This is a genomic window from Micromonospora phytophila (assembly GCF_023656545.1).
GTDB classification, from domain to species: Bacteria; Actinomycetota; Actinomycetes; order Mycobacteriales; family Micromonosporaceae; genus Micromonospora; species Micromonospora phytophila.
The window spans coordinates 1-13089 of sequence record NZ_JAMOKF010000130.1 but is presented as its reverse complement, the minus strand read 5'-3'; the positions used below and the strand labels follow the sequence as shown (position 1 = coordinate 13089).

Here is a 13089-nt window from a genome sequence, read left to right as displayed (position 1 = left end):
CACCGCGCGGGGGAACCGCGGCCGAGCCGCCGACCGACGCGCGGCCGCCGGTCGCGCCGCGGGGTGCGACCGAGGCGCGGCCCGCTGGTGCGTCACCGTCCTGCGCCGCCGACCAGCCGCTCGCGCGGGCCTCTGCACCCGGGTCGCCGTGCTGGCCCGGGATCTGGGCCCGCCCACGCTGGGAACTGGGATCGCCGTACGAGTTCATTCCTCACACCCTGCCGTCGCGGTGGGGCGCCGCTGCGCCGCCACCGGGTTGCCGTGAGTTGGAACACCTGCCGGCACGGCACGGGGGTGCCGGCTGACCGGTGTCACTTTGCCAATCAATCGGGCCAATCAGACCAACGACCCGTCGGTGGTCCCGGGCGTGCGCACGCTGGCCGGGACCGGCCGATCGAGCTGGGATCACCGTTGCGCCTCTCGCCTCCGCCGACCGGCCCGCCCACCCTGCGCGGCCGCGCCACCCATCGAGTCCTGCTCCTGCCCGCCCTCCGCGGCGCCGGCCAGCCCGTCCCGGCCGAGCAGGTACTGCTCGACGAGATGGTTCCAGTCACAGCCGAGGCACACCTCCACCACGAAGACCTGGAACTCACGCAGAGTCATTGCCAGCACGGGCAACTCCGCCAATGTCCGGGCCTGCCCGGCGGACTGCTTGAGTTCGTCCCCGTAAATGTAGTGGACGTGGGTCAAGTTCTCGCTCCGGCAGATCGGACACCGCTGGTCCGTCGGCTCGCCGTGGAAGCGGGCGGCGTTCTTCAGGTAGGGCGACGCGTCGCAGACGTCGTACGCGCCGACCCGGCCGGCGAGGAGTTCACGCAGCACCGCTCGCTTCTGGAGCGAGTAGTCGACGACCTGGCGCTGCGTACGCATGCGGAGAAGGGTACGCGGTCTCGTCGGACGGGGCGACCACGGTGACAATCCGTGAGCGTGGGAACCCGGAACGGGGGTTTGCCCTGATCACGGTGATCCGCTAGCGTGCGATGTATCGGTCCGATACATCGCGGCGGTTACCGCTCCACGTAGAGGGTAGAGAGGGGATGGCCGTGCTCGAGTTCGCCATCCTCGGCCTCCTGCAGGAGTCTCCGATGCACGGCTATGAGCTGCGCAAGGAGTTGACCGCCAAGCTCGGCGCGATCCGGGCGGCGATCAGCTACGGCTCGCTCTACCCGACCCTGCGCCGGTTGCAGGCGGCGGGATGGATCACCGAGGCCGCCGAGGCACCGGTGACCGCCGAGGAGGTCCCCGCGTTGACCAGCCGACGTGGTCGGGTGGTCTACAAAATCACCGCGGAGGGCAAGGAACGCTTCGCCCAACTGATCGCGCAGGCCGGGCCCGAGACGTACGACGACACGGGCTTCGGTGTGCACTTCGCGTTCTTCGCCCGGACCGACCAGGCGACCCGCCTCCGCATCCTGGAGGGTCGCCGACGCAAGATCGAGGAACGCCGCGAAGGGCTTCGCGACGTGCTGGGCCGGGCGGCCGAGCGCCTCGACGCTTACACCCTGGAACTGCAGCGCCACGGCCTCGACGCCTGTGAGCGCGAGGTCCGCTGGCTGGAGGAGCTCATCGCCAACGAGCGCTCCGGCCGAGCCCCGACGGTCCCGCAACTCGGGACGGCCGGCGGCCGACGAGAAGACAACAGCCCGCCTCCGCCTGGAGAGTCCAGGAAAGAGCGGCCGTGATGAAGAAGAAGGAGGCAGACGCTATGGGCTCCGTCCGCGTCGCCATCGTCGGTGTGGGGAACTGCGCCTCGTCCCTGGTTCAGGGCGTGGAGTACTACCGCAATGCCGACCCGAACGACCGCGTCCCGGGTCTCATGCACGTCACCTTCGGCGACTACCACGTCTCGGACGTGGAGTTTGTCGCGGCGTTCGACGTGGACGCCAAGAAGGTGGGCATGGACCTCGCGGAGGCGATCGTCGCCAGCGAGAACAACACCATCAAGCTCTGCGACGTGCCGCCTACCGGCGTCAGCGTGCAGCGCGGTCCGACCTTCGACGGTCTGGGCCAGTACTACCGCGAGATCGTCGAGGAGTCCGACGCCACCCCGGTCGACGTGACCCGGGCGCTGCGTGACGCGCAGGTCGACGTGGTCGTCTGCTACCTGCCGGTCGGCTCCGAGCAGGCGGCCAAGTTCTACGCCCAGGCCGCGATCGACGCCGGCTGCGCGTTCGTCAACGCCCTGCCGGTCTTCATCGCCTCCGACCCGGAGTGGGCCCAGAAGTTCACCGACGCGGGCCTGCCGATCGTCGGTGACGACATCAAGAGCCAGGTCGGCGCCACCATCGTGCACCGCGCGCTGGCGAAGCTTTTCGAGGACCGCGGTGTCGAGCTGCTGCGCACGTACCAGCTCAACTTCGGCGGCAACATGGACTTCATGAACATGCTGGAGCGCACCCGCCTGGTCTCGAAGAAGATCTCGAAGACCCAGTCGGTCACGTCCCAGATCCCGCACGAGATGAGCAAGAGCGACGTGCACATCGGCCCGTCGGACCACGTGCCGTGGCTCGACGACCGCAAGTGGGCGTACATCCGCCTGGAGGGCCGTTCCTTCGGCGACACCCCGCTCAACGCCGAGCTCAAGCTCGAGGTGTGGGACTCCCCGAACTCGGCCGGTGTCATCATCGACGCAGTCCGCGCCGCGAAGATCGCGCTGGACCGGAAGATCGGCGGCCCGATCCTGTCGGCCTCGTCGTACTTCATGAAGTCCCCGCCCGTGCAGTACGCCGACCACGACGCCCACCAGGCCGTGGAGGAGTTCATCAAGGGCGAGGTCGAGCGCTGACGCGCCGACGCCGCACGATCGGGGCGGGCTGACGCCCGCACGTACCACCGCCGAGGGCCGGGTCCGCAGGGACCCGGCCCTCGCCGCGTGTCGGACCGGCATCCCGGGGTACGGCGACAGCCGCGACGCGGACCGGCGGCGACAGCCGCGACGCGGACCGGCGGAGTCGCCGAGACCGGACCGGCGCCCGGGTGCCTGAGCGGGATCGCCCGGCGCGGCCGAACGGTGAGTGGTCAGCCGCCGGACCAGGCGCGGCGCAGGGCGACCCCGGCCTCCAGTTCCAGCAGCCGCACCTTGCGCGGCAGCCCACCGCCGAAGCCGACGAGCTTTCCGCCCGCCCCGACGATCCGGTGGCAGGGCACGATCACCGGCACCGGGTTGCGGTTGCAGGCCACCCCGACCGCCCGGGCGGCGCCCGGGTCCCCCACCCGGCGGGCCACCTCGCCGTAGGTGAGCGTCTCCCCGTACGGGATGCGGGTCATCTCCCGCCAGACGGCCCGTTCGAAGTCGGAGCCGCCCGGCGCCGCCACCGGCACGCCGAACTCGGTCAACTTCCCCGCGAAGTACGCCCGCAGTTCCTCAACCGCCCGCCGGGCCAGCTCGTCGCCCGGCTCGTCGGCGGCCGACGCGATCCGGCCGAAGTGCGTCCCGCGCACGCCGCCGTCGTCGGTGGCCACGGAGAACTCGCCGATCGGCGAGTCGAGCACGGTCCAGCGCATCCCCGCATTGTCCACCGCCGGACGACACTCCCGCCCAGCCGGGATCCCGGAGAGGCAGCGCCCCGACACCCGGCGGCGCAGACCAGCCGGCCTACCGGGGCGCACCGCGCGGGGCGGGCGGAGCCCGCACAGCGGCGGGGGCCGGACCGGCAGCGCGCTCAGAGCAGGGTGAAGCCCAGCAGCAGGGCACCCGCGCTCAGGCTGGCGCCGCCGGCCACGGTGAGCCAGATCAGCTTGTTGGGCTTGGTGTCCTGCGGGCGGACCACCGAGAGGAAGAAGCCGAGCGGCATCAGGATCGGCGCGGCCACGAACAGCGTGCGGATCAGTGTGCGGGTGCCGTCGGACGCGTCGGCGTGGTCCACGTAGGGGAGCACGGCCAGGGCGAAGAGCACCAGCACCCCGGCGTGCGCGTGCCCGGCCGTCCAGAGCCCCCGGCGCACGGGATTGTCCAGGTAGCCGGCCCGGCGGCGGGTGAGGTGCATGAGCAGGGTCAGTCCGCCGTACGCGACCGTCACGACGGTGATCAGCAGGATGCCGGCGGTGGTCAGGGTTGCCGAGGACATGGGCACCTCCGTCTTGTCACTGACAAGATTGGCGTTCCGGCGCAATCTTGTCAACAGCTAGATGGCGGCCGGCGCAGCGATCGTCCGGAGCGGGAACGGCACCGCTCCCGCGAGGCCGGGTCGATCGCGAGATCGGTCGGGCCGCGCCGGGCGCACGGCGACGTCGGCGCCCGGGAAACGTTGCGGGGAATCGATACCGTGCGGGTCGTGGCCACGGGGACACTGATCTTTCTCATCATCGGCGCGGCGGGCGTCGCGGTGCTGGCGCTCGCCCTGCTCGGCACCGAACTCCTCCACTTCGGCAACCCGGACATCGACGGCCCCGTGTCGGTCGAGGCGGTCGCCGGGTTCACCGGGGCGCTCGGCTTCGGTGCCGCGATCGTCAACGAGCTGGTCGGTGGGCGTACCCCCGCGATGATCGCGTTGGCGGTGGCCGGCGGTGTCGTGGCGGCCGTGCCCACCGCCTGGGCGGCGTCCCGGCTCAGCCGGGCGGCCCGCGACATGCGCACCGACCCCACCCCCACCCGCGACCACCTGGTCGGCGCGCTCGGCCTGGTGGTCACCCCGGTGCCCGCCGACGGCTACGGCGAGGTCCGGGTCCGGGTGGCCGGCCAGCCGGTCAAGCTCAACGCCCGCGCCGACCGCCCGATCCCGGTCGGCGCCCAGATCTTCGTGGTCGAGGCGCTCAGCGAGACCAGCGTCCAGGTCGAGACCTACTGAACCCCCTCATCAAGAATCAGGACGGTTACATGCCCTTCCTCATCGCCATCGGCGGCGCGGTCCTCCTCGTCCTCCTGCTCGTGTTCTTCGTGCTCTCCCGGATCAAGGTCGCCGGGCCGAACGAGGCGTTCATCGTCACCGGCCGCAAGGGCCGCACCACGCAGACCGCCGACGGCGGCCGATCGACTGACATGTCCGGGCAGAAGGTCGTGCTCGGCGCGTCGGTCTTCGTCCTGCCGGTGGTGCAGAAGCTCCAGTCGCTCGACCTGTCCAGCCGGCGGATCGACGTCGGCATCCGGGGCGCGGTGAGCAAGCAGGGCATCCGCGCCGACCTGCACGGCGTCGCGATCGTCAAGGTCGGCGGCACCGAGGACGCCATCCGCGCCGCCGCCCAGCGCTTTTTGCACCAGCAGGACGAGATCGACAACTTCACCCGGGAGGTGCTCGCCGGCGCGCTGCGCTCGATCGTCGGCCGGCTCACCGTCGAGGAGGTCATCCGGGACCGGGCGGCGTTCGCCAGCGCCGTGGCCGAGGAGGCCGAGCACTCGATGACCAACCAGGGCCTGGTGCTGGACACCTTCCAGCTCCAGGACATCCTGGCCGAGGGCTCCTACCTGCAGGACCTGGGCCGGCCGGAGGCCGCCCGGGTGCTCAAGGACGCGGCGATCGCCGAGGCGCGCGCCCGGCAGCAGGCCGAGCAGGAGCGGCTGCTCGCCGAGGAGGCGATCGCCGAGGCGAACCGGAACCTGTCGCTGAAGCAGGCCGGAATCCAGGCGGAGATCGACGCGGCCAAGGCGAGGTCGGCCGCGGCCGGGCCGCTGGCCCAGGCCGAGCGGGACCAGGCGATCCTCTCCGAGCAGCAGAAGGTCGCCGAGCGCAATGCCGAGCTCAAGCAGCGCCAGCTCGACACCGAGGTGCGCAAGCCGGCCGACGCGGCCCGGTACAAGGTGGAGCAGGAGGCCGAGGCGGCCCGCAACGCCGCCGTGCTGAACGCCGACGCGCAGCGCCAGGCCGTCATCGCCGCCGCCCAGGCCGTCGCCGAGCAGGCCCGGCTCACCGGTGAGGGCGAGCGGGCCCGCCGGGCCGCGCTGGCCGAGGCCAACGCGATCGAGGGCGCCAAGGAGGGCGAGGCCGAGCAGCGCCGCCGCTCCGCCATCGCCGAGGCGGTCGAGCGGGAGGGGCAGGCCGAGGCGGCGGCCATCCTGGCCAAGGGCCAGGCCGAGGCCGACGCGATGGCCCGCAAGGCCGAGGCTTTCGCGACGTACGGGGAGGCGGCGGTGCTGGACCTGCTGGTCAAGGTGCTGCCGCAGGTCGTCGAGGCGGCCAGCGCCCCGATCGGCGCGATCGACAAGATGACCGTCATCTCCACCGACGGCGCCTCGTCGCTGACCAGGTCGGTGGCGGGCAACGTGGCCCAGGGGCTCCAGCTCGGCAGCGACCTGACCGGGGTCGACCTGGCGGGCCTGCTGGCGAGGCTCGGCTCGGCGTCGTCGACCCCGGGCAACGGCAAGCCGCCGGTCGACGCCACGGCGGTCGAGACCCGCTGACGCGACAGGGCGCCATCCCCGGGTGGGGGCGGCGCCCTGTGTCGCGTTCCGGGCTACTCGACGATGCCCTCGTCACGGGCCCAGCGCAGCAGTTCCGCCTCGGCGGCGTCGCGGTCCAGCGGGCCGCGTTCCAGGCGCAGCTCCTTGAGGTGCTTCCAGGCGCGCCCGACGACCGGCCCCGGCGGCACGCCGAGCAGCTCCATGATCGCGTTGCCGTCCAGGTCGGGGCGGACCCGGGCCAGGTCCTCCGCGGCCGCGATCCGGGCGATCCGCTCCTCCAGCGCGTCGTAGTCGGCGGCGAGCTGGGCCGCCTTGCGGCGGTTGCGGGTGGTGCAGTCCGACCGGGTCAGCTTGTGCAGCCGCGGCAGCAGGTCACCCGCGTCCGCGACGTAGCGGCGCACCGCCGAGTCGGTCCACTCGCCCCGGCCGTAGCCGTAGAAGCGCAGGTGCAGCGCGACCAGCGCGGTGACCTTGGCGGTCACGTCCTTGGGATAGCGCAGCGCCTTCAGCCGGGCCTTGGTCAGCCGGGCGCCAACCACCTCGTGGTGGTGGAAGCTGACCCGGCCGTCCGGGCCGACGGCCTTGGTCGCCGGCTTGCCGACGTCGTGCATCAGCGCGGCCATCCGCAGCACGAAGTCCGGCCCCTCGGTCTCGTACGAGACGGCGTTGTCCACCACGGTGAGGGTGTGCTCGTAGACGTCCTTGTGCTGGGCGTGCTCGTCGATCTCCAGCTTCAGCCCGGCCAGCTCGGGCAGGAAGCGATCGGCGAGCCCGGTGTCGACCAGCAGCCGTAGGCCGGTGATCGGGTCGGCACCGCAGAGCAGCTTGGTGAACTCGTCGCGGATCCGCTCGGCGGTGATCCGGTCCAGGTCGGCGGCCATCCGGATCATCGCCGTGTGCACGTCCGGGTGCACCGCGAAGCGCAGCTGGGCGGCGAACCGAGCCGCCCGCAGCATCCGCAGCGGGTCGTCGCCGAAGGACTCGCGCGGCGTGCCCGGGGTACGGATGACCTTGGCCGCGAGGTCGTCCAGGCCGCCGTGCGGGTCGGTGAACCGGTGCTCGGGCAGGCTGACGGCCATCGCGTTGATGGTGAAGTCGCGCCGCTTCAGGTCCTCGGCGAGGTCGGTGCCGTACTCGACGATCGGGTTGCGGCTGACCTGGTCGTACGCCTCGGCGCGGAAGGTGGTGATCTCCAGCCGGAGCCCGTCGCGCTGGCAGCCGATGGTGCCGAACTCCCGACCGGTCTCCCAGATCGACTCGGCCCAGCCCTTGATGACCCGCAGCGTCTCGTCCGGGTGGGCGTCGGTGCAGAAGTCGAGGTCGTCGCCGAGCCGGCCGAGCAGGGCGTCGCGTACCGAACCGCCCACCAGGTGCAGCTCGTGACCGGCCTTCGCGAACCGGCGGCCCAACTCGTCGGCGACCGGGGAGACCCGGAGCAGTTCGGCGACGGCGTTGCGCTGCGCGGCGGTGAGTTCGCGGCGGTCGGCGGCGTGGGGAGCGGAGGCTTCGGACATGGGATCGCCAGCCTATCGGTCCGGGCGGGGATGTGGTCCGCCGGGCGCGGGTATCGGACGGCGGTTGACTATGGTCTGTGACGTGCGGGCCGGTGCCCGGCCCCCGACGTACCTTGGAGGCGACAGATGGGCGGCGGCCTCTACCGCAGCGCGAACGCCGCAGAGGGCGGCGGCGCGCCCGGCGGCGACCGGCCCTCGGACGGCGCCACGTTCATCTCCGCCGAGCCGCTGAACCAGCCGGCCATGGAGTCGACCGCGCCGCCGCAGGAGCAGGTCGGCGAGGCCAGCGCCGCGACCAACAGCGCGGTGATGGCGATCGGCAGCCTGGTCAGCCGGGGTACCGGGTTTCTGCGCACGCTGGCGATCACCGCCGCGCTCGGCTCCGCCGTCGGCGACGCGTACACCACGGCGCAGATCCTGCCCGGCATGGTCTACGAGTTCCTGCTCGGCGGCATCCTGACCAGCGTGCTGATCCCGGTGCTGGTGCGCCGGCGCAAGGCGGACGCGGACGGCGGTCAGGCGTACACCCAGCGGTTGCTCACCCTCGCGGTGGTGGCCCTCGGCGCGGCGGCGCTGCTGGCGGTAGCCATCGCGCCGGTGCTGACCTGGCTGTACGCCAGCGACCAGTCCGACGTCGCATACCAGGACCTGGTTACCAAGCTGGCCTACCTGATGCTGCCGATGATCTTCTTCACCGGCCTCAGCGCGCTGATCAGCGCGGTGCTCAACACCCGGGGGCACTTCGCCGCGCCGATGTGGGCGCCGATCCTGAACAACCTCGTGGTGATCGGCACCGCCGGGCTCTACCTGCTGATCTTCGGCGCGGACATCCTCGAACCCGGACAGATGACCCCAGGGCGGATCCTGCTGATCGGCGGCGGCACCCTGCTCGGTGTCGGCGTCCAGGCCGCCGGGCTGCTGCCGGCGCTGCGCAAGGTCGGTTTCCGCTGGCGCTTCCGGTTCGATTTCCGCGCCCTCGGCCTGGGCGAGCTGGGTCGGCTCGGGGCCTGGATGTTCTGCTACGTGGCGGTTAGCCAGCTCGGCCTCATCGTGGTGTTCAACCTGCTCAGCCGGACCGGCCGGGGAGCCGCCGGGCCGCTGATCTACAACAACGTGTTCCTGCTGCTGATGATGGCGCACGGCATCATCGCCGTCTCGATCATCACGGCGCTGATGCCCCGGATGAGCGCCGCCGCCGCCGACGGCCGGTACGCCGACGTCGCCGCCGACCTGTCCCGGGGCACCAGGACCGTCTCCGCGGTGCTCGCCCCGATCGCGGTCTGCTACGCAGTGCTGGCCACCCCGATCGCCTTCACGCTCTTCCGCTACGGCGCCTTCACCGCGGAGAACGCGAAGTCGACCGCCCCGGTGCTCTTCTTCGCCGCCGTCGCCCTGGTGCCGTTCGCGGTCAGCCAGCTCTTCACCTTCGCCTTCTACGCCCTGCCGGACACCCGCACCCCGGCACTGGTCAACATCCCGGTGGTGGCCCTGCGGGCGGGAGTGCAGATCGCGCTCTTCGCCGCCTTCTCCGCGAATTTCGCGGCTTCGGGCATGATGATCGGCAACGCCGTCTCGTACCTCGCCGCCGCCGTGGCGTCGGCCTGGCTGCTCCGCCCCCGGGTCGGCCGGATCGGCCTCGGCGCCATCCTGCGGACGCTGGGCCGGGTCGCGGTGGCCGCGCTCGGCGCGGCGCTGGTCGGCCTGCTCGTGGTGAAGCTGCTGCCCGGCGACGACACGCCGAGCCGGCTGGAGGCGATCGTGCAGCTGGTGGTGGGTGGTGCGGTGATCGCCGGGACCTACCTCGGGCTGGCCATGGTGCTGCGGATCAGTGAGATCACCGAGGTGGTCGGTATGGTCCGCCGCCGGATCGGCCGCTGAACGGTCCCGATCCGGGCCGCCGGGAGCCCGAAGGGGACGTCCGCACGCTGCGTGAACGAGGATCACCAGACTGGGGATACGCCTGTGGACAACTCCGCGATTCACCGCTCACGCACCAAATCGGCCTGTGGATAACCAACCGTACGGCTGAGCTTGGCGGACGGGTCGTCGGGAAACCGGGGAGCGTCGGCGCAGCCGCCGCGCCGGTCCGGCCCCTCCGGTGAGCACTTGCGGTCAACCTCTAGATTGGCTAGTACATGTGCCAGCAACGTGGCTGACAACGGTCGTAACCGGACGAGTTCATCCACTGCCGGCACCCCGCCCGGGTGCGGCGGGAAGATGACATGTCGGGGAGACCGCCAACCCGGGTAAGGTCGCTCTCGACGGGTACGGCAGGCGCCGGCGCTCCGCGCCGACACCGGCCGGCCGGTTCCTTCGAAGGCAGAGCGGGAAGCCACATGCCCAGCAGCGCGGGTCCATCGATCGACACGATCACCGAGGGAGGACGGGTGACCCAGGTCGGCGAGGGTCAGGAGGCGGAGGAGAGCGCTCCGCAGGTCATGACCTTCGGTGCTCCCACGGCCGGTGAGATCCTCGCCGAGCGTTACGAGCTGGTCGAGCACATCAACAACGACAGTGCGGGCCGGCTGGTCTGGCGCGGGGTCGACGTCATCCTGCGCCGTCCCGTCGCGGTCGTGCTCCGCTATCCGGGTGGCGACTCCGCCACCGAGATGCTCCAGGCCGCCGTCGCGGCGAGCCGGGTCATCCACCCCAACCTGGTCGGCGTCTACGACGCCATCGACGAGGCGGATCGCGCGTACGTGGTGCGCGAGTGGGTCGACGGGCAGTCCCTGCGGGAGCTGGTCGCCGACGGTCCGCTGGACCCGGCCCGGGCCACCGCCGTCGGCAACGCCGTGGCCAGCGCCCTCGCCGCGGTGCACGCCACCGACATGGTGCACGGCAACGTCCACCCGGGCACGGTGATGATCAGCGACGACGGCCGGGTCGTGCTGGCCGACGCGCGCACCGACGGCGCGGACAGCCAGGAGAACGACATCCGGGCGGTCGGCGGGATCCTCTACTTCGCGCTGACCGGGCACTGGCCGCACGCCGAGGCTCCGCTGCACGGCGCCACCGCCGGCCACGGCCGGGCCGCCATCCCCGACGCCGTCCGGGACGCCGCCGGCGGGATCGCCGCTCCCCGGCAGGTGCGGGCGGGGGTGCCGGCGTACCTCGACGACCTCACCATGGACCTGCTCGACCCCGAGATCGCGCCGCCGTCGTCGGACGTGCTCGCGGCCGAGCTCGCCCGGCTCGACGTGCCGTCCGAGGAGCACTTCCTCGACAACACCGGCCCGCTGCGCTTCGCCGCCGACCCCGACGAGGAGCCGTCCCCGCTGACCGCGGCCGGCGGCCGCAAGGTCGCCATCGGCATCGCCGGCCTGCTGGCGGTCGCCCTGGTCGGCCTGCTGATCGGCATCAGCGCGCTGGGCGGCGACGACAAGGACCCGAAGACCAACCCGGTCGCCGCGCCGACGTCGAGCACACCCGTCGGCGAGGCCACCCCAGCCGCCGTCACGGTACGGACGCTGAAGATCAGCCAGGCCCGGATCATCGACCCGGACAGCAGGGACCGGGCCGAGGTCCGGGACGCCGACAAGGTGATGGACGGCGACGAGTACGACGGCTGGGAGACCCAGACCTACAAGCGGGCCGCCAACTTCGGCAACATCAAGCGGGGCATGGGGGTCTGGATCGACCTCGGCGACCAGCACACCGTGAAGTCCGTGCAGGTCTACCTCTCCGCCCGGGGCGCCTCCGCCCAGCTTCTCGCCGGCACCAACGACCAGCCGTCCACGTCCACCGGCGACAAGAACCTGCTCACCGAATACCAGCGGAAGACGATCCAGTCCTTCCAGGAGCACGACGCCACGACGATGACCTTCAGCGGCTTCAACGCCGACGAGAAGTACCGCTACCTGCTCTTCTGGATCACCGAACTCCCCCCGAGCGACGGCGGGTTCAAGCTCGGCGTCCAGGAGATCAAGGTCCAGGGGTCGTGAGCCGGCCGCCGCGACCCTGGCACCGCATCCGCCGGACGTGGTGACGGGCGTGCGCGGCGAGCGGACGGGAAGTGGGCCGGTGGGCGGCGAGAGCGGCCCACCGGTCGCTTCGTCCCCACCCGTGGGCAGGGCGGCGAGGGACCTGGAACTGCTGCACGCCCACGTGGCCGGCGACCCGGACGCCTTCACCGAGCTCTTCCACCGGCACCGGGACCGGCTCTGGGCGGTCGCGCTGCGTACGCTCGGCGACCGCGAGGAGGCCGCGGACGCCCTCCAGGACGCGCTGCTCTCCGCCCACCGCGCCGCCGCCCGCTTCCGCGGTGACTCGGCGGTCACCACCTGGCTGCACCGGATCGTGGTCAACGCCTGCCTGGACCGGATCCGCCGCCGGCAGGCACATCCCACCGTGCCGCTGCCGGACGGCATCCGCGACACCGACGGCGCCACCGGCGGCGTCGAACCGGCGGCTCCGGTGCAGGACCACGACACCGCGCTCGTCGTCCGTCAGGCCCTCGCCACGCTGCCGATCGAGCAACGGGCCGCGCTGATCCTGGTCGACGTGCAGGGCTACCCGGTCGCCGAGGTGGCCGTGATCCTCGGCGTCGCCGAGGGGACGGTCAAGAGCCGGTGCGCCCGGGGCCGGGCCCGCCTGGCGACGCTCCTCGGTCACCTGCGCCAACGTCCCGCCCCGCCGGGCCCGCAGTCGACCGGCCCCACCCCGCCGGGCGACCCGGACGTGCCGGTCGTCACCCGGGGGAACCCACGGCCGCCCGAGGGCGTCGGATCGGGGTCGGGGCGGGCCCGACGGGATGCCAACCAGGAGGACGCGTGAGCGCCGGGCGGTTCAGGGAGGTCGACCACGACCTGCTCGCCGACTATCTCGGCGGGGCGCTGGACGGCACCCCGCAGGAGAGGGTCGTCGCCCGACTGGTCAACGAGGAACCGGCCTGGGTCGAGGCGTACACCCTGCTGGCCCCGGCCGTGGCGGGCGTCCGGGCCGACCTCGCGGCCTGGGGTGAACCCGGGCCGGAGATGCCCGCGGCCGTCACCGACCGGATCGTCGCCGCACTCGCCCACGCCGCGTCGGCCGACTCCCGCGCGTCGGCCACCGGCGCCGCCGGCCACCCGCTCGCCGACGAGGCGACGTCGGCCGACGCAGGCGCGGATGCGCTCGCCTTCGACAATCTCCCGCCGGCCGCGACCGACCCCTCGGGCAGGGACCCCGTCGACGCAGATCCAGGGTCCGGCGGAACGGGCCGGAGCGGCCCGGTGCCGGCGCAGCCACTCGGCGGAACCGGGC

12 protein-coding genes and 1 pseudogene are annotated in these 13089 nt (G+C 72.4%); 8 read left to right on the top strand and 5 right to left on the bottom strand.

Going from position 1 to position 13089, the window contains the following annotated elements; translation table 11 throughout:
* A partial coding sequence (locus NCC78_RS16920) for a hypothetical protein (RefSeq protein WP_250795548.1) occupies positions 1–208 on the bottom strand: 208 nt, incomplete at its 3' end.
* A 197-nt stretch (positions 209–405) separates the two neighbouring features.
* A complete protein-coding gene (locus NCC78_RS16915; RefSeq protein WP_250795547.1) occupies positions 406–870 on the bottom strand; it encodes a DUF5318 domain-containing protein in 465 nt (154 codons plus the stop codon).
* Between the two features lie 173 nt (positions 871–1043).
* Here NCC78_RS16915 and NCC78_RS16910 point away from each other — a divergent pair, with 173 nt between their 5' ends.
* Positions 1044–1682 carry a PadR family transcriptional regulator gene (locus NCC78_RS16910; RefSeq protein WP_250795551.1) on the top strand — a complete coding sequence of 213 codons (639 nt, stop codon included), beginning with the start codon at positions 1044–1046 and terminating at the stop codon, positions 1680–1682.
* 23 nt (positions 1683–1705) lie between these two features.
* Positions 1706–2785 (top strand): inositol-3-phosphate synthase, encoded by a 1080-nt coding sequence (locus NCC78_RS16905; RefSeq protein WP_250795545.1) that lies wholly within the window; start codon positions 1706–1708, stop codon positions 2783–2785.
* A gap of 233 nt (positions 2786–3018) precedes the next feature.
* Here the strand turns inward: NCC78_RS16905 and NCC78_RS16900 are convergent, their stop codons facing one another.
* Positions 3019–3504 (bottom strand): methylated-DNA--[protein]-cysteine S-methyltransferase, encoded by a 486-nt coding sequence (locus NCC78_RS16900; RefSeq protein WP_250795544.1) that lies wholly within the window; start codon positions 3502–3504, stop codon positions 3019–3021.
* Between the two features lie 158 nt (positions 3505–3662).
* Entirely contained in the window at positions 3663–4067 is a 405-nt protein-coding gene (locus NCC78_RS16895; protein WP_250795543.1) for a hypothetical protein, read from the bottom strand.
* A 198-nt stretch (positions 4068–4265) separates the two neighbouring features.
* Here NCC78_RS16895 and NCC78_RS16890 point away from each other — a divergent pair, with 198 nt between their 5' ends.
* Together NCC78_RS16890 and NCC78_RS16885 are read left to right on the top strand one after the other, a co-directional pair.
* Positions 4266–4787, top strand: a complete 522-nt coding sequence (locus NCC78_RS16890; RefSeq protein ID WP_250795542.1) for an NfeD C-terminal domain-containing protein — start codon at positions 4266–4268, stop codon at positions 4785–4787.
* A gap of 29 nt (positions 4788–4816) precedes the next feature.
* The gene (locus NCC78_RS16885; protein ID WP_250795541.1) at positions 4817–6334 is read left to right on the top strand and encodes a flotillin family protein; all 1518 of its coding nucleotides are present in this window, start codon (positions 4817–4819) and stop codon (positions 6332–6334) included.
* A 53-nt stretch (positions 6335–6387) separates the two neighbouring features.
* On the opposite strand, the gene NCC78_RS16880 is transcribed toward NCC78_RS16885, so the two are convergent.
* Complete coding sequence (locus tag NCC78_RS16880) at positions 6388–7848, bottom strand: CCA tRNA nucleotidyltransferase (RefSeq protein ID WP_250795539.1); 1461 nt, start codon at positions 7846–7848, stop codon at positions 6388–6390.
* 126 nt (positions 7849–7974) lie between these two features.
* On the opposite strand from NCC78_RS16880, the gene murJ reads away from it, so the two are divergent.
* From murJ to NCC78_RS16860, 4 genes and pseudogenes are all read left to right on the top strand, one after another.
* Positions 7975–9726, top strand: a complete 1752-nt coding sequence (gene murJ / locus NCC78_RS16875) for a murein biosynthesis integral membrane protein MurJ (RefSeq protein ID WP_250795538.1) — start codon at positions 7975–7977, stop codon at positions 9724–9726.
* A gap of 458 nt (positions 9727–10184) precedes the next feature.
* Positions 10185–11789 (top strand): protein kinase family protein, encoded by a 1605-nt coding sequence (locus tag NCC78_RS16870; RefSeq protein WP_250795537.1) that lies wholly within the window; start codon positions 10185–10187, stop codon positions 11787–11789.
* Between the two features lie 79 nt (positions 11790–11868).
* Positions 11869–12621: an RNA polymerase sigma factor SigM gene (gene sigM / locus NCC78_RS16865; RefSeq protein ID WP_250795550.1), complete on the top strand. Its 753-nt coding sequence runs from the start codon at positions 11869–11871 to the stop codon at positions 12619–12621.
* A pseudogene (locus NCC78_RS16860) lies at positions 12618–13089 on the top strand (hypothetical protein); the annotation flags it as partial. The gene sigM and the pseudogene NCC78_RS16860, both read left to right, overlap by 4 nt.

Excerpts from the sequence above, each read along its gene's own strand:
- NCC78_RS16915 (WP_250795547.1), bottom strand. The coding sequence starts at position 870 with ATGCGTACGCAGCGCCAGGTCGTCGACTACTCGCTCCAGAAGCGAGCG.
- NCC78_RS16905 (WP_250795545.1), top strand. The coding sequence starts at position 1,706 with ATGGGCTCCGTCCGCGTCGCCATCGTCGGTGTGGGGAACTGCGCCTCG.
- NCC78_RS16900 (WP_250795544.1), bottom strand. The coding sequence starts at position 3,504 with ATGCGCTGGACCGTGCTCGACTCGCCGATCGGCGAGTTCTCCGTGGCC.
- NCC78_RS16895 (WP_250795543.1), bottom strand. The coding sequence starts at position 4,067 with ATGTCCTCGGCAACCCTGACCACCGCCGGCATCCTGCTGATCACCGTC.
- NCC78_RS16885 (WP_250795541.1), top strand. The coding sequence starts at position 4,817 with ATGCCCTTCCTCATCGCCATCGGCGGCGCGGTCCTCCTCGTCCTCCTG.
- NCC78_RS16880 (WP_250795539.1), bottom strand. The coding sequence starts at position 7,848 with ATGTCCGAAGCCTCCGCTCCCCACGCCGCCGACCGCCGCGAACTCACC.
- murJ (WP_250795538.1), top strand. The coding sequence starts at position 7,975 with ATGGGCGGCGGCCTCTACCGCAGCGCGAACGCCGCAGAGGGCGGCGGC.
- NCC78_RS16870 (WP_250795537.1), top strand. The coding sequence starts at position 10,185 with ATGCCCAGCAGCGCGGGTCCATCGATCGACACGATCACCGAGGGAGGA.